We start from the raw sequence: 16,216 nt of genomic DNA, 5'->3' as shown, positions 1-16,216 counted from the left end.
TTAATTGGGATAATTTAATAAATAATAAAAATACAGCAATGAAAAATTTTTTAACGCTAAAACACGTTTACATCATGGTTTACACCAGTACTGGCACTTGGCGTAATAACTGGGTCGCAATCGATTGGGGCTGCTCACCGCCCAAATGATTAAATGGGATAAAAGCTTGCCCCAAGCGATGATCAACCACGGCAGCAAATACCGCTTGGATATCTTCTGGCGTCACTTCATTGTAGCCACCCAAATATGCAAAGGCTTGTGCCGCTTGCTTTAGTGCCAACACACCACGGGTAGATAGACCATGATAGTCTCGGCTTTCACGCGTTTTTGCTACCAATCGCTGTAAGTAGTCAATCACGACATCTGCGATATACACCTCTTTGGCTTGCGCTTGTGCCTGCTGCAATGACTGGGTATCTAACATCGGGGTAATTTGACTGAGCATTTGACGTCTATCTTTACCCAGTAGCAACTCTCGCTCTGCATTAACTGAGGGATAACCCAGCGATAAACACATCAAAAACCGATCCAGCTGTGACTCAGGTAAAATAAACACACCCGATTGCTGCGTTGGGTTTTGGGTGGCAATCACAAAAAAAGGTTCAGGGAGTTTTCGTGTTACCCCATCTTGCGACACTTGCCGCTCTTCCATCGCCTCTAACAGGGCAGATTGGGTTTTTGGGCTTGAGCGATTAATTTCATCGGCAAGTAACAACTGACAAAATATCGGACCTGGCTTAAATTCAAACGTGCCAGTATCGGTTTTATACAGCGAAATTCCTAAAATATCGGCAGGTAGCATATCGCTGGTAAATTGCACCCGATTAAACGATAACCCCAAATGGTTGGCAATCGCGTGCGCTAGCGTGGTTTTACCCATTCCTGGTAAATCTTGAAGCAGTAAATGACCGTTGGCTAACAAACAAGCGACCGCCAGCTTCACCACGGCAGGTTTGTCCAAGACGATATCATTGATACTCACCAACATGGCTTGCAATCGTTGTTGTAACGGCTGATTGTCTAAGTTACCCATCACCATGTGGTCTATCCTTTAAAGGTTTAAATGTTGTTTATCAATCATGTTCACTAAAAATATCGCTTAAAGGTATAGCCACAAAGCGATTTAACGAAGCGTCGAAATATAGGCAATAATGTCTTGGCGGACTTTGGCATCAGCAATCGGGTCAGAACGCATACGCGTTCCTGGGATGGTTTGTTTTGGATGAGCGATATATTTATCCAAATTTTCCGCTGTCCACGTCATATTGCTGTTTTTCAGTGCGTTTGTATATTGATAATCGGTTAATAAGGCGGATTTTGCCCCATAAATACGCAGTAATTGTGGGCCTTTCTCGTTATTTCCTGGCTGCAGCTTGTGGCATTTGAGACAGGCTTCTTCGTATTGCTTTTTACCGTTATCGGCATCCCCTTGGCTATAAATGGGCAAATTGACGGCAGCGCGCTGAGCGGGTGGCTGATGTTGACAACCTGTCGCAATGACGATACAAAGACCCAATCCTAGCATAGGCAATCGTTTTGATTTATGAATGATTGTTTGGTGCATTTTGGCTAACTCTTTTTTACTTTATAAATTCAGCGCTTGGATTTAGCTGGTTTCATTCTCGATGTGCATGGTGTCACTCGCTTTTTGCAAATATGCGCCTTGCAAATAACGCGCACCGACTGTCCATGCCGCTGACATGGCGGCAGGGTCTTCAATAAAAGGCATCAAACAACTGGAGCCACGCTCAGTGATTTCGCGCACCACCGTTGCCACGGTATTGACATTGTCATTGTTGCTCAAATCTTTGATATAGCTGCGATCGAGTCGTACCAGTTGAGGTTTGACAAATTCCAATACTTCCATCGCATTGACCGCTGAGCCAAAATTATAAATGCCTAAGTGACAACCTATTTGGTTAAGCTCATTACTTTGTTTGGCTGCCACCGCTAGATAATCAATTACCATGGTTTCATTAAACTGCAACGTCAACACCCCCGGCTCGCTGGTCTCTAACGCTTGCATTAATCGACTCATAAAGCTTGGCAAGGTGTCATCCGCTAATGATGTCGGGCTTAAATGCACTAATAATCTGGCACTGGCATCGACCTCATGACGGTAACGTTTTAAATCTTTACAGGCTTGAATCAACATCCAACGGTCGATTTTATCCATCAACTGATGCCGGGTCGCCACTTCTAAGAATTTATCAGGTGCCATTAAGTTGCCATCTGCTAGCGGCAGGCGTAAAAACACCTCAAACATATTACTGACATCGTTTTCAACGTCATAAATCGGCTGATATAATAATTTAAATTTGTTATGTTCTAGCGCATCACGTAGCGATTCGTACAGCGCACTGTCATCACTGCTGGCAAAACTACTTGGGTCATATAGATAGAATGAATCTTTATCGTCGTTGCTGTCTTTATTGGCTTTGGCTGCCATGCCGACGGCTTGGATGACACGGTTAATAATACTATTGGTGTCAGGTGCACTGGCGTTGACTAAGGTTGCACCAATCGTTACTGTGGTCTTAACCGTACGATGACCAATTTCAATAATGGTGCTATTAATATCGGCAACCAATTTTTGTCCCAATGCTGTCAAATCTTGTTGTCGCATATTAGGGATAATTAGCATAAACATGCTATCATTAAAGCGGCTCAAATAGCCATTTTTCACCCGCTTTTCCCCAATAATCTCAGTGAGATGTTGCTCAAGAATATTGGCAACGGCCACCACCACCCCATCAATCCCTTCAATCCCCACACTAGCATGGATTTTACCAATATTATCGACGCGTAACGCCATCAAACCCACCGATAGGTTTTTCTCAACAATCGCGTCACGCAGTCGGTGAAACAGGCTTTCAAAACCATGACGATTAAATAGCCCGGTGATTGAGTCAATGCGTTCCATGGCCTCAAGTTTTTTGGCAAGCTCAGCACTATTGGCTTGTTCATTGGGCTGGATAATGACTTGTAGGCACGGCTGACCGTCATAGGTAGCAGCCGCTAACTGCAGCTTAGCGGCGAAGGTGGTATTATCTTTTCTCACACTTTCAAATTCAAATTCGACGTTTTTACGGTTGCCTTTTTCAAAGTCTTTTAAAAACGTTTTAAAATCTTGGATATTATTGCTCGCAATCAAGTCGACGACCGGCACCCCCATCAGTTCATCGAGCGTTTTAAACCCGAACATTTCAAGATAGGGCTCATTGGCATAAATATGTAAACCATCTTCAATATAAGCCACTGCACTCTTGGAGTTTTTAATAAGAATATTGGCACGCTGTTCGGCATCGCTCAATACCATTTTCAGGCGCTCAAGCTCGCGCCCTAGTTTATGATGCTCGTGTTCACGGCAGATACGAATGGCCATGCGCAGTAACTTATTTTTGCGCAAAGCATCCGCTGCACCCCAATAGGTATATAAAGGTAATAACTTATGGGTTTTATCATTATCGCTAACAAGCTGGGTCTGGGCTTGCTCATTGGCAGTTAATGCCTCTGGGTAAGCAGTCGCGTCATCAGGCAACACCGCAATGACGGGAATGTGAGCATGGTGAGCTTTCAAAATCTCTTTGACGTCTTTAAACGATAAATCATACGCATTTCCCACCAAAACAATGTCCCAAGACTGGCGCAATAACTTTATCAGCTCGTCTTTGGCATCCAAAAATCCTAAATTAACCTGTCTATAATAATGTTTTTCTAATAACCCAACCAACTGCTCGGCATACAGCTGGTTATCATCAATGATTAACAGATTGAGTTGGTTGTGTTTTTGCATCGATTCACTATCCCATTAAACGCTTGCCCATTAACGCTTGGTTTATAGAGCCATGTGCAAGCTATTATAAGCGAACTGTTTGATAAATTATTTATAATATTAGATTCAATTTCTTATTATATGATTAATCTTTCAAAACGGCTACAAGGATATGAAAATCTTTTATTTTTAATGGGTTAGAGTTAAAATGGCAGATTTTGTTACCATTTCTTAGCGGTTAGAAGTTTACGGAATTCTTACAAAAGCGTATTCTTCGATATCATCAGTCATATCAAGTAGCTCAGTCAGACGCACGTTAATTTCCTTGCTCTCAATACGCACCACTAGCTTGTCTGCCACTTGGTAGCCAAAGCGTGCCATCAGCAAACGGGGCTGGGTATCAGCGTTGTTTGGATCGCTAGGGATAATAAATGCCGCAACAAAATGTGGCTGACGGCCACCCGCATTTTGAAAGCGCACGCCACAGGGAATGGCATTTTGACAATGCACTCGCACTTGTGCCTCAATTTCTAAGTAGGTCTTGTTGGTGGGTTGACCGGTTGGCGTATCGATAAAACCTTGACGGTTATCTTTAATATAGCCGAGCTGCCAAGTTTTTGCGCCATTAACCTTTCGCAGCGCAATTAAGCAATTGACTTGCAATTGCCTCAGCGGATGATAGCTATCGCCACGGCTGCTGCTTGGATATGGGTCAACGAGTTGATTGGCATAGCTAAACACATGCGACAGGCACATGGATTGGGGATTTTCTTTGTTCAGCTCCACAACGGTAGATTTTTTAAGATACGCCGTATGTTGAGTTTTGGGTTTTAACCGCTCAGGCAACTCATTGGCATGAATGAGATTGCCCAAACTGGTTTTATTCGCAAGCATGTAATGGATATTATTAAATCCAAGTACCACTTCACATTTTGAATGGTTCTGATGATAGTGTGCCGCTGGTTTTAACCCATCTTGGATATTATTCAATACCAATTTGGCCTGACGCGCGCTGTTTTTTATCTCAGCATCGCTACTGTTTTGACCTTGGCTGATGGTTTGATGTAAGTGTTTAAACAACCGGCTAAACATGACAAACAGGCAATTGCTGGCTGCTGCAAAGGGATTGAATGTACCATCGATTTCTAGCAGTTTGGGCGGCTGCTTACCTTCTAAATCAATATACAGGTAAGGTTTTTCTAGCAAGTCTTTGCTAATTATTAGCGCTTCAATCCACTGGGTACTTACTTTTTGTATGGCTACAATATCCGCACGCCGACAAGCATACGGATTGGTAACCGCTACCGTCAAGCAATGAAAATATATTTCCTCAATCGATAGCGGTGCACCTTGTTTGTTATACTCATTGGCAGAATGCAGTTTGATTGGCAAGGAGATAGACTGCCAATCATTAGTGACCGCAAATCGATAGCAGGCATTCAGATATTGCCAAATCACTTGTGTATCTTTACGATAGCCGATATATTTTTCAAACAGCGATTGGCGCAGTAATAGCATGGTACTGTAGAGGGAGCGCTGAATGACTTGAGTGGAGGTAAGTGATTGAGGTGTTTGGCGAAATAGGCTAATGATGCCTTTTTTCTCAGCTCCTTCAGGTCGAGCCGCCGCCCGTTGCCAAATCACATGGTAAAACATGATGCCTAGATAAAGCACTGATAGCACGGTATCTAAGCCTTGCTGTTTTTCTTCATCCAAAATCCCCGGCTGGGTTTGGTAATTCACCCGCAATTTGCCAAGTAATACGCTGACGGCTTTATTAACCTCATCAAATAATGCAAAGCGTTTGACATCGTCAATATCGGCAAACATCAACTGGTTTATCACGAATTTATATTCGTTATACATCTCACACGCCGACATACGATTAAATTGTATCTGCCAATCGGTCGTATCCTGCAACGAATCCTGGGTAACTTTGAGTTCAATAGGACTGGTCGGTATATCGTTTATGCGCTGTAAGAAATCGTCTAGTGTGAGATCCGTAACCATTTTTTTGTACCAAAATGCACAACATTTTTCGACTTATTTAACAACAATAAATAACACAAAAGCCAGGTTTTAGCTAGATATTTAAGATAATTGTACTATTTATCAGATAAGTAACAGATAACCCATTATTTTAGTTGTTGTGTTTCAAAATATGTTAGTGGTTATACAAATCAATGGGCGTTTTAAATGGCTTATTAGGTAATTCTCGTACTAATTTTGGCACCAAGTAGCCGGCACATTTGGCAAGTAACTCCCAATATAGAGCGACTGCTTGTTCATCTGAAATATAGAAATGGCTCGCCCCGGCAACTTTATCAAGCACATGCAAATAATAGGGTAAGACGCCCGCTTGCCATAATTTTTCGTTCAAGCTTGCCAGCGTATTTGCATCGTCATTAATCGACTTGAGTAGTACGGTTTGGTTAAGTAACGTAACACCCGCTTTTTTTGCCTTACCCAAAAATATTTGCGTTTCTTGGTCGATTTCATTGGGGTGATTGGCATGAATGACCATGACGATGTGACAGCGGCTGTTGGCAAATCGCGCAAGTAACGGCTCATCTAAGCGTTCAGGAATCATCACAGGTACACGGGTATGGATACGAATGGTGTGCACTTGGGGTAGTGCTTCAAGGGTGGTGAAAATCTCGAATAAACGACGATTGCTCAGCGATAATGGGTCACCGCCGCTTAAAATCACTTCATTGACCGCGGGGTGCGCTGTGATATAGGCACTGATGTCTTGCCAATCGTTTTGGGTTGGTAGATTCTCATGGTAGTCAAAGTGCTGGCGAAAACAATAGCGACAATTGACCACGCAAGCCCCGGTGACAGGAATCAGCACACGTGATGCGTATTTATGAATGATGCCTTTGACCGGATTGGCGTGTTGTTCATCGAGTGGGTCGGTGACAAAGCCGGTGACTTGTACCGTTTCTTGAAACGTCGGCAACACTTGCTTAAGCAGCGGGTCATGGATATCGCCTTTCCCCATTTTTTGCACAAAGCGGCGTGGCACTTTGAGGGGAAATTGACCGACCTGACTGTCAAAACTATCTATCGGCAAATCCAACGCTTGCGCTAATTCAGCAAAGCTCGTGATGGTATCAGAAAACGCATTTTGCCAGTTTTTTTGTGTTGCCAAATAGTTTATCATATAGTGTTTATCCAATTGTCAATGCCGCTTGCTGATAACGCCTGTCGCTGACAGGGTTACCCCGTAGGCAGCGCATTTATGCAAATTGGCTATTATACAAAGATTTGATTTACCTCGGTTATTTTTTAGTCGCAACACCTTATTAGGAAATTTTATGGCAACTTACTCAACCAATGAATTTAAAGCTGGCTTAAAAGTCATGCACGAAGGCAACCCCTTTGCAATTTTAGAAAATGAATACGTTAAACCAGGTAAAGGTCAAGCATTCAACCGCGTCAAAATGCGTAACCTAAAAACGGGTAAAGTATTAGAAAACACCTTTAAATCTGGCGATAGCCTTGAAGGCGCTGACGTTGTCGATACTGAAATGAACTACCTATACAACGATGGCGAATTCTGGCACTTTATGCACCCAGAAAGCTTTGAGCAGCTACAAGCCGACAAAAATGCGATGGGCGATGCGGCAAAATGGTTAAAAGAAAATAGCAACGAAGAATGTACCATTACCCTATTCAATGGTGTGCCTTTAAGCGTTGCCGCGCCAAACTTTGTTGAGTTAGTGATTACTGAAACTGACCCAGGTCTAAAAGGCGATACATCAGGTGGCGGCGGTAAACCTGCAACCCTTGAAACAGGCGCAGTCGTACGTGTGCCATTATTTGTCCAACAAGGCGAAAAAATCAAAGTCGATACCCGCACTGGCGAATACCTATCACGGGTACAATAATATATTCTATTACCAATAATTTTAAAAAATAAAAGCCCAACTAACTGTTGGGCTTTTATTTTTTAACATGTGATTGAAAAATTTTTTGTTACGCTGTCACACTGACGTAGCATCATAAAAAAATCATTCGTCAAACGCGCATGGAAAAAATGATTACCCAAATAGAACAACAAATGAAATAATTCACCAAGATAATCAAACTAGCGTTAGCTCAAACCGCTAAAATACCAAGACAAACTAAAAGGCAAGTTAATATACAAATACCAATATAGACAACTCAAGGATATATCATGCCAGAACTCACCCCGCCAGAAACCAGCCCTGTCATCACCCTTGAAGCGCCGCAACCCGTTGCCGTTGTGCCACAAGACGAAGCCGACCAACTGGTCAAACTTGACCTAACCAAAGTGCCTGAACTTGATGCCAAAGTGAACGATTTTGTGATGCATGTATTACAAACCCCTGTCAACACGTCTGTATTCGATGAGAAAGTCAACGCCATTCATCAGCTAGGTAGTGCCGAAATTCGCGCTTCCGCGCAGATTGCAAATCGCATGCTTGATCGTCCTGCCAAAAGCATGGATAAAGCCTTATTTGACAACTCCCCGATTGCCAAATCCTTGACTGAGCTACGCAGCGTGGTCGAAGACCTAGATCCAAGCCGACAAGGTTCGCTGTCAAGTCCACGCAAATTTTTGGGCATCATCCCAATGGGCAAATCCGTACAAGATTATTTTCGTAAATACCAATCTTCGCAAAACCATATCAATGCCATCATCGAAAGCCTGTATCACGGCAAAGATGAACTGATGAAAGACAATGCCAGCATTGAGCAAGAAAAGGTCAATATGTGGGCACTGATGCAGTCGCTCCGTCAATATATTTATGTCGGTCAAAAAATTGATGAACGTCTAGAGCAAAAAATCGGTGAGCTTGAAGCCACTGACCCTGAAAAAGCACGCGTAGTCAAAGAAGAATTGCTGTTTTATCTCCGCCAAAAAAACATGGATTTTTTGACCCAACTGGCGGTGAACATCCAAGGGTATTTGGCGCTTGATATGATTCGCAAAAACAACTTAGAGCTTATCAAAGGCGTTGACCGTGCCACGACGACAACGATTGCTGCGCTACGTACTGCGGTGATGGTGTCACAAGCGCTGAGCAGTCAAAAACTGGTGCTCGACCAAATCAATGCGCTTAATTCAACGACCAGTAGCTTGATTGAATCAACGTCAGTCATGCTCAAACGCCAAACCGCGCAAGTGCATGAGCAAGCCAGTGGCAGCTCGGTAGACTTAGAAAAACTGCAAAAATCCTTTAACCACATCTATGAGACCATGCATGCGATTGATGTCTTTAAAGTTAAAGCACTTGGCAATATGCAGCAAACGCTTCATGTACTGACCCAAGAAGTTGACCGCGCACAAACCTACCTTGACCGCACCAATCGCCAAACGGTGAGTGAGGTTGCCAACGAGCTGCAAATTGATGAGGAGAAACTGGGTAATGTCAAACTTTAATCGCCGTTTGATTTGACTATGAGCAACCTCACGGATGATTGCGGCTTTTACTGTTTATCACTATCTTTTATCAGTAATAATAAAAGGATAATTGATGACAACTAACAAGCAAGAACTATCAAAGTGTCAGTTGGTGAAGACTACTCTTAAAAAGCAAAGTTTTTGAAAAACAAGGTATTTTTAGGCTAAAAAAACACCGCCATGAGTGCGGTGTTTTTGCTGACACATAGCTTTAGTCACATGGCTTTAGTCAGACAATTTATTGGGTAATTTTGCAACCACTTGCTCGACCGTGTTATCCAGTTGACTGCTATCGCTTGGCATGACAGTGATATGAGCGATTTTTCGACCTTCGCGTTCTTCTTTATCATAATTGTGCACGTGCACGCCAGCGATGGCTAGGACTTCGTCCAGTTTTGGGTATTTGCCGATGACATTTAACATAACTGATGGTTTAACAATGGACGTATCGCCAAGTGGTAATCCTGCCACCGCACGCATGTGATTTTCAAATTGACTGGTTACCGCCCCTTCAATACTCCAGTGCCCTGAGTTATGTACGCGGGGTGCGATTTCATTGGCAAGCAATTTTTCAGCGCCGCCTTCAGATGTCACAAATAATTCTAACGTCAGCACGCCCACATAATTTAAATGTTCGAGCAATTTTTTGATATTACTTTGGGCTTGTTCAGTCAATTGCTCGACGTTCGGTGCTGGGGCGGTTGATTTTGCCAAAATACCATTACTATGTTCATTTTGCACGAGCGGATAATAGCGGATTTCACCGTTTTGGCCGCGCACGGCAATGATAGATACTTCGCGCTCAAAATGAATAAAGCCTTCGGCAATGAGCGGCGCTGTTTTGGTTGCGTCACCAAGTTCTGCCCACGCGGTGTCGATTTGGTCAGCGAATTTGACCACAAACTGCCCTTTGCCATCATACCCCCCGCGTGTGGTTTTGAGTACCAAGGGTAGCCCCAATTTATCGGCGGCGGCTTGGATATCGGCTTTGTTATGCACTGCCATAAAAGGCACGGTGGCGATATCTAATTGGTTAAACAAGTTTTTTTCATTTAACCGATCTTGTGCCACCGATAGCGCAAATGACGATGGGTACAAGGTTTTGGTCGATTCCAAAAACTGGGCAGGTTTGAGCGGGGTGTTTTCAAATTCTAAGGTAAAAATATCACTGCTTTGGGCAAAATCTTCAAATTGCTCGCTACTAAACACTTTGCCCAGTAAGCGTGCCGGGCAATTAGCACTATCCTCCAAAAACACGCAGCGGATACCGAGTGGCAATGCTGCTTGCGCCAACATCATACCTAGCTGTCCGCCACCTAAAATCCCAATGGTTTTGACAGGGTAATTGGAATGATTGATGGTATAAAAATTGGCGGTTTGCATAGGCATGGTGGCGGCTCTTTTTGATAAGTGAAACACAGAAGAAAAATTATGGCTAATTATAAAGGATTTGCCCACAAATAAAAAATCCAAGCACAAAAAAACCCATAAGTCTTTAGTCTTATGGGTTCAACAAATCAATGAATAGGCTTTACGCATTAACTATAATGCACGGGTTCTTCGTCATACACATTGGCATGCCACTGCGAGAGCTGCTTTTGCATTAAGGTTTGAATGGCAGCATGAATCATGCTTTGACCAATCAACTGGGTATCGTCCCCCAACATTTCTTTCACTTTGTCAGAAAATTCAATGCTTACCAAGTCTTCTGACTCGTCATTCGAGGTACGTAGTACCATCTTGCCATCATCTTGCTCGACAAACTCTAGCATCATCGCTTCTGCTTTAGCATCCTTTGCCGCTTGCAGTAGGCTGTGGTAATCTGATTTTGTATCTTTTTGCATCGTCGCTCCTCAATCTTTTATCCGCCCCAGTGACTACTTTGGTTACTACCTTAGTAGCTATCTTATGAACTAAGCTTATGAACTAGGGTAAGCAACCTGTTAGTCACCCTATCATATCGCTTTAATCAACGTAAGCATGGTTTAACGCTTGCATCTCTTTAAAAGCCTGTTGATAGCTTATTAACAGGGTTTGGCATATTGCATGATTATTAAAATGGCGACTTTCACGGTAAAAATCAAGCATAATTTGTGATATTAACACAGCGACTACAATGCATAATGCTTAAGGGTTGCTGTGATAAATTATTTAGCGAACCATGCAGCTTGAAACATTGAACTTATAACAACTGCGGAAATACACTTTTTAAGCCGCCAACAAAAATCTCTACCGCAACGGCCGCAAGTAGCATCCCCATGATACGATTGAGCACATTAAGCCCGGTATCACCTAAGAAACGACTCACCTGCCCCGCTGCCATAAAGCTTAGATAAGTAATAATACTGATAATCAAACCTGCGGTGATAATCGCTAACATATTAAAATAACTATGCCCACTTGCGGCATAAATAATCACGGTAGAAATCCCACCAGGACCAATCACCATCGGAATCGTCAACGGCACCACCGCAGATGCCGCCCCTTGAAACGCCACCCCATTTAAATCCCCAGATTTGCCGACATGTGGTTTGGCAACATTGCCAGCGCCATTCATCATGCCAATGGCAATAATCAATACCAAGATACCGCCTGCGATACGAAATGACCCAAGCGAAATCCCCAGCACCTTTAAGATAGGCTCGCCTGCCAACGAAAATATCGCGATAGTCACAAACACAGTAATGGCTGAAATCAGCGCAACTTTGCGAGTTTGTTGTCGATTGGCGTTTTTGGTGATATCAATAAATAACGATAACGCGGCAAATGGATTGACCAGTACCACCAGGGCCAAAAATATTTTTAAGACTTGAGATTCCATGAGCATTGACTAACTTGTTGGGTGAATAGGAGAAAATAGTTATGGTAGCATAAATTTAAGTAAGCAAGGTTACGGCGTTAATCCGCTTAGCGCCACCAGTACGCATGCTAAGCCTGCATGATGAATCCTAAATTAATGGCTGTCTAACGTTTGGGTAATTTTATCAAGATTTAAACTATCGGACATGGCATTAAAAATCTCATAGTATTTGCCTTGCTTGCGATACAGTTCATCATGCGTGCCTGTCTCCACCACGCGCCCTTGCTCGATGACCACCAAATCATCAGCGTCAATAATCTGCGCGATATTGTGCGACACGATAATCACCGTGCGATTTTGTTTGATTAAATCCAAACTGCGCTTGATTTGCTGGCTGGCAATGGCATCTAGACTTGCAGTCGGCTCGTCCAAAAAGACAATTGGCGGATTTTTGAGAAACATACGTGCCAGTGCAATACGCTGCTGCTGTCCACCTGACAAGGATTTGGCTTCGCTTTGGTAGCCTTTGGGCAGCTGGGTGATTTGTTCATGAATGGAGGCTTGTATTGCTGCCTGCTCAATCTGAGCTTGGCTGGCCGTTAAATCGCCATAACGAATATTTTCTTCAATAGTCCCGCCAAAAATATGGTTTTTTTGCAATACCAAACCGATTTGTTGGCGTAGCTCATGGGTATCATAGTCTTGCAAATCCTTGCCATCGAGCAAAATTCGCCCCTGCGTGGGCTGATAAAATTTTACCAACAGATTGATAATGGTGCTTTTACCTGCACCACTCAAGCCGACCAACGCGGTAATTCGGTTGCGCCGAATGCGAAAGCTGACATCCTGCAAGGCTTGGTTGCCGTTGGGATAAACAAAATCCACGTGCTGAAGTTCGATATCACCCTGCACCGTCGCAGGATTGACACCGCCTACCACTTCGATTTGGCTATCATCTTCTAAGATATCAAAAAACCCTTCGGCATAAGTCAGCGCATCATTCACCTCATCATAGATACGATGCAACTGGCGAATCGGCGATGCCACGTTTTGAAACAACAACACATGAAACATAATCATGCCAATGGTCATCTGCCCATCAAGCACAAAATACGCGGTTAAAATAATAATCGCCACGACACCAATCTGCTCGATAAAACTTTTGAGTGCATCATAGCCAAAGCCAATACCGCGCGTTTTGAGCTGGTTATCGGTCATCTCTTTTTGAATGGCAAAATGTTTTTGCGCTTCAATCGGTTCGCGGACAAAGGATTTGATCACGGTGATAGCGTTAATGAGCGAAATGATTTGCTCGCTTTTGCTCTCCTGGTAGTGGCGCATCTGCCGACGAAAGCCTTGCAAGCGCGTGGCTTGTCTTTGACTGATATAAAAATAAATCGGCACAATCACCAGCCCTACCAGCCCCACCCACACATTGGCGCTAAACATCACTACCAGCGCTACGATCGCATTGGCAAATAACGGCAACATATCGATAAAAAAGTTTTGCACCAAGCGCGTGAGACTACTGACACCCAAATCAATGCGCGTCTGCAGCTTACCACTGTCGTTATCAGGGTGGGTATAAAACCCCATGCGGTAACTTAAAATACGCGCCACGACTTTTTGCGATAAATCTCGGGACAAATTAATACGGATTTTTTCACCAAAATAGCGCTGTCCAAAGCTGATTGCCGCGTATAACAGTTCTTTGAGCAGTAGCACGATGCTGATAGTCGTGAGCAGTTTTGCACCTTCCTGCCACGGCTCGCTGAGTTTGAGAATCTCGGTCAAATGATCGACCGTGTAACGCAGTACAAAAGCATTGACCTGCGCGGCAAATGAACCAACCACCGTGAGCAGCAACGTCGCCATGATTAATGAATGATAAGGTTTTGCAAAAACGGATAATTTTTTGATAATTGACCACAGTACGGCGCCGCGCTCGCGTTTGTTGAGTGATATCGGTGCAGGTTTGGCTGGCAGTGTCGACGTATCAGCTAGCGATGGATTAGGAGATTGGTTGTGAAGATTTGGCAAGAGTTGCTCACAAATGATTTTTCAATACGTTTGGTTGTTTAATATGTTTGGTAAAGTTTAAATAAAACGAGTGCGTTTAAGGTAGTTGGTAATTGTTGCATTCTTGTCCATGCAAAGCTTCGCCCCACAAAATCATAAAATAATTTTATGATAATTAGTATTATTTATGAATATTTATTATGATTTGAAGCTTTTAGTGGGAAATACCTTTATACTGAGCGGACTTATTTTTACCTTTCCCTTTTTATCTTAGTTAATAGCCTATTAAAAGGATTTCAGCGTATGCCATTATCATATAAAGCCCCCCTGCGTGATATTCGCTTTTTAACCAATGAAGTATTTAATTACCCCGAACACTACAAAACCTTAAAATGTGGTGAAAATGCCGATCCTGAAACCGTGGATATGATGCTTGAGAGCTTTGCGGATTATTGTAGCAATGTCTTGATGCCACTGTACCAATCAGGCGATGCTGAAGGCTGCCATTTTGACAAGGGTGTTGTCACTACGCCAAAAGGCTTTAAAGAAGCTTATGATATGTTCGTTGAAGCTGGGTATCAAGCCATACCGTTTCCTGAAGAATTTGGTGGCTTGAATATGCCAATGTCTGTCAACCTCATCAAAAGTGAAATGATGGGCACGGCAAACTGGGCATTTGCCATGTATCCAGGACTGTCGGTAGGCTGTATGAATACCATCATGCAATACGGCACCGCCGAGCAAAAAGCCACTTATATGCCAGGCTTGGTAGAAGGTCGTTGGTCGGGCACCATGTGTTTGACTGAGCCACAATGTGGTACCGACTTGGGTCAAGTTAAAACCAAAGCCATCCCACAAGAGGATGGTACTTATAAGATTAGTGGTACCAAAATCTTTATTTCAGCCGGTGAACATGACCTAACGGAAAATATCGTGCATATCGTATTAGCACGCCTACCTGATGCGCCTGAAGGTACCAAGGGTATTTCGTTATTTATCGTGCCAAAATTCTTGGTCACAGAAAACGGTGAGATTGGTGAGCGTAATCCCGTTAACTGTGGCTCAATTGAGCACAAAATGGGTATCAAAGCCTCAGCAACGGCGGTACTCAACTTTGATAATGCGACAGGCTATTTAATCGGTGAGCCGAACAAAGGCTTAAAAGCCATGTTTACCTTTATGAATACTGCCCGCCTAGGTACAGGTATGGAAGGCTTAGCGCACATGGAATTGGCTTTCCAAAACTCATTACCCTACGCCAAAGAACGCCGCTCAATGCGTACCCTATCAGGTACCAAAGAGCCAAACCAAGTGGCTGATGCGATTATCCATCATGCCGATGTTGCGCGCATGCTACTCACCCAAAAAGCCTTCTCAGAAGGAGCGCGCTCAATGATTTATCACGCATCACGCTATGCTGACAAGATGTTTGAAGGAGCGATGCTTGGTGACGATGCTGAGTTCCACAAATGGGATGATAAATTAGGCTTTTATACCCCAATACTTAAAGGTTTCTTAACTGAACTAAGCATTGAATGCGCCAAACATGGTATGCAAATCTATGGCGGTCATGGCTATATCAAAGAATGGGGCATGGAACAAATCGCTCGTGACGCGCGTATCTCAACCTTGTATGAAGGTACCACAGGCGTACAAGCGCTTGACCTACTAGGTCGTAAAGTGTTAATCCAATCAAAAGGCAAAGTGCTGCTTGATTACACCGCCAATATCATGAAATGGTGTAGTGAATATGCATTAGATAAAGGCATGCGTAAATTTGTTTGGGAATTGACCAAATATTGTGCGGAGTGGAATACCCTTACCACACGTATCATGCTCACAGCGCGTAAAGACCGTGAAATCGTCTCAGCGGCATCCGATGATTACTTAATGTACTCAGGCTACGTCATCATGGGCTATCACTGGGCACGTATGGCGGCTGTAGCGTATGATAAACTCAAAAATGGCGGCAGCGAAACCAAAGAATTCTATGAAGCCAAAATCAAAACCGCTGAGTTCTATTTTGAAAAACTATTGCCACGCGCCTCAGGTCACTCAGAGAGCATGTTGGCACCAAGCGAGTTAATGGCGATGGATTTAGATAGCTTTAATTTCCTAGACTAATGCGTTAAACTTGTCGCGCCATTTTGCAAAAAGGCTGCTCAACCTTAATGGGGGCAGCTTTTTT

At 43.4% G+C, this 16,216-nt stretch carries 12 protein-coding genes; 3 read left to right on the top strand and 9 right to left on the bottom strand.

Going from position 1 to position 16,216, the window contains the following annotated elements; all coding sequences use genetic code 11:
- Positions 1 to 79: 79 nt before the first annotated feature.
- The 5 genes from ACAM37_RS01160 to epmB all read right to left on the bottom strand — a co-directional run bounded on the left by ACAM37_RS01160 (position 80) and on the right by epmB (position 6,929).
- A complete protein-coding gene (locus ACAM37_RS01160; RefSeq protein WP_369626343.1) occupies positions 80 to 1,039 on the bottom strand; it encodes an AAA family ATPase in 960 nt (319 codons plus the stop codon).
- A gap of 84 nt (positions 1,040 to 1,123) precedes the next feature.
- The gene (locus ACAM37_RS01155; protein ID WP_369626342.1) at positions 1,124 to 1,564 is read right to left on the bottom strand and encodes a c-type cytochrome; all 441 of its coding nucleotides are present in this window, start codon (positions 1,562 to 1,564) and stop codon (positions 1,124 to 1,126) included.
- 42 nt (positions 1,565 to 1,606) lie between these two features.
- Positions 1,607 to 3,796 carry a GGDEF/EAL domain-containing response regulator gene (locus ACAM37_RS01150; RefSeq protein ID WP_369626341.1) on the bottom strand — a complete coding sequence of 730 codons (2,190 nt, stop codon included), beginning with the start codon at positions 3,794 to 3,796 and terminating at the stop codon, positions 1,607 to 1,609.
- 225 nt (positions 3,797 to 4,021) lie between these two features.
- A complete protein-coding gene (locus ACAM37_RS01145) occupies positions 4,022 to 5,785 on the bottom strand; it encodes a hypothetical protein (protein ID WP_369626340.1) in 1,764 nt (587 codons plus the stop codon).
- 154 nt (positions 5,786 to 5,939) lie between these two features.
- Positions 5,940 to 6,929 (bottom strand): EF-P beta-lysylation protein EpmB, encoded by a 990-nt coding sequence (gene epmB / locus ACAM37_RS01140; RefSeq protein ID WP_472826317.1) that lies wholly within the window; start codon positions 6,927 to 6,929, stop codon positions 5,940 to 5,942.
- A gap of 166 nt (positions 6,930 to 7,095) precedes the next feature.
- Between epmB and efp the strand changes: the two genes are divergently transcribed.
- Positions 7,096 to 7,668 carry an elongation factor P gene (gene efp / locus ACAM37_RS01135; RefSeq protein WP_007117135.1) on the top strand — a complete coding sequence of 191 codons (573 nt, stop codon included), beginning with the start codon at positions 7,096 to 7,098 and terminating at the stop codon, positions 7,666 to 7,668.
- Positions 7,669 to 7,958: 290 nt separating this feature from the next.
- Positions 7,959 to 9,188, top strand: coding sequence for a toxic anion resistance protein (locus ACAM37_RS01130; protein ID WP_369626338.1), 1,230 nt, complete (start codon positions 7,959 to 7,961; stop codon positions 9,186 to 9,188).
- Between the two features lie 246 nt (positions 9,189 to 9,434).
- On the opposite strand, the gene ACAM37_RS01125 is transcribed toward ACAM37_RS01130, so the two are convergent.
- The 4 genes from ACAM37_RS01125 to ACAM37_RS01110 all read right to left on the bottom strand — a co-directional run bounded on the left by ACAM37_RS01125 (position 9,435) and on the right by ACAM37_RS01110 (position 13,941).
- Positions 9,435 to 10,592: a 5-(carboxyamino)imidazole ribonucleotide synthase gene (locus ACAM37_RS01125; RefSeq protein ID WP_198510571.1), complete on the bottom strand. Its 1,158-nt coding sequence runs from the start codon at positions 10,590 to 10,592 to the stop codon at positions 9,435 to 9,437.
- Positions 10,593 to 10,747: 155 nt separating this feature from the next.
- The gene (locus tag ACAM37_RS01120) at positions 10,748 to 11,053 is read right to left on the bottom strand and encodes a hypothetical protein (protein WP_369626337.1); all 306 of its coding nucleotides are present in this window, start codon (positions 11,051 to 11,053) and stop codon (positions 10,748 to 10,750) included.
- Positions 11,054 to 11,391: 338 nt separating this feature from the next.
- Positions 11,392 to 12,030, bottom strand: coding sequence for a MarC family protein (locus ACAM37_RS01115; protein WP_095356628.1), 639 nt, complete (start codon positions 12,028 to 12,030; stop codon positions 11,392 to 11,394).
- A 132-nt stretch (positions 12,031 to 12,162) separates the two neighbouring features.
- The gene (locus ACAM37_RS01110) at positions 12,163 to 13,941 is read right to left on the bottom strand and encodes an ABC transporter ATP-binding protein (protein WP_369626811.1); all 1,779 of its coding nucleotides are present in this window, start codon (positions 13,939 to 13,941) and stop codon (positions 12,163 to 12,165) included.
- A gap of 390 nt (positions 13,942 to 14,331) precedes the next feature.
- Here ACAM37_RS01110 and ACAM37_RS01105 point away from each other — a divergent pair, with 390 nt between their 5' ends.
- Complete coding sequence (locus tag ACAM37_RS01105) at positions 14,332 to 16,152, top strand: acyl-CoA dehydrogenase C-terminal domain-containing protein (protein ID WP_369626336.1); 1,821 nt, start codon at positions 14,332 to 14,334, stop codon at positions 16,150 to 16,152.
- The last annotated feature ends 64 nt before the right edge of the window (positions 16,153 to 16,216 follow it).

The organism is Moraxella sp. K23 (genome assembly GCF_041154765.1).
In the GTDB taxonomy this organism is placed as follows: domain Bacteria; phylum Pseudomonadota; class Gammaproteobacteria; order Pseudomonadales; family Moraxellaceae; genus Faucicola; species Faucicola tetraodonis.
Note: the sequence above shows the minus strand (reverse complement) of the source record. Positions and strands in the feature narration are given on the sequence as shown.

Bases quoted from the DNA above. Each gene is read 5' to 3' on its own strand.
- ACAM37_RS01160 (WP_369626343.1), bottom strand. From the start codon at position 1,039: ATGGTGATGGGTAACTTAGACAATCAGCCGTTACAACAACGATTGCAA.
- ACAM37_RS01155 (WP_369626342.1), bottom strand. From the start codon at position 1,564: ATGCACCAAACAATCATTCATAAATCAAAACGATTGCCTATGCTAGGA.
- ACAM37_RS01150 (WP_369626341.1), bottom strand. From the start codon at position 3,796: ATGCAAAAACACAACCAACTCAATCTGTTAATCATTGATGATAACCAG.
- ACAM37_RS01145 (WP_369626340.1), bottom strand. From the start codon at position 5,785: ATGGTTACGGATCTCACACTAGACGATTTCTTACAGCGCATAAACGAT.
- efp (WP_007117135.1), top strand. From the start codon at position 7,096: ATGGCAACTTACTCAACCAATGAATTTAAAGCTGGCTTAAAAGTCATG.
- ACAM37_RS01130 (WP_369626338.1), top strand. From the start codon at position 7,959: ATGCCAGAACTCACCCCGCCAGAAACCAGCCCTGTCATCACCCTTGAA.
- ACAM37_RS01125 (WP_198510571.1), bottom strand. From the start codon at position 10,592: ATGCAAACCGCCAATTTTTATACCATCAATCATTCCAATTACCCTGTC.
- ACAM37_RS01120 (WP_369626337.1), bottom strand. From the start codon at position 11,053: ATGCAAAAAGATACAAAATCAGATTACCACAGCCTACTGCAAGCGGCA.
- ACAM37_RS01115 (WP_095356628.1), bottom strand. From the start codon at position 12,030: ATGGAATCTCAAGTCTTAAAAATATTTTTGGCCCTGGTGGTACTGGTC.
- ACAM37_RS01105 (WP_369626336.1), top strand. From the start codon at position 14,332: ATGCCATTATCATATAAAGCCCCCCTGCGTGATATTCGCTTTTTAACC.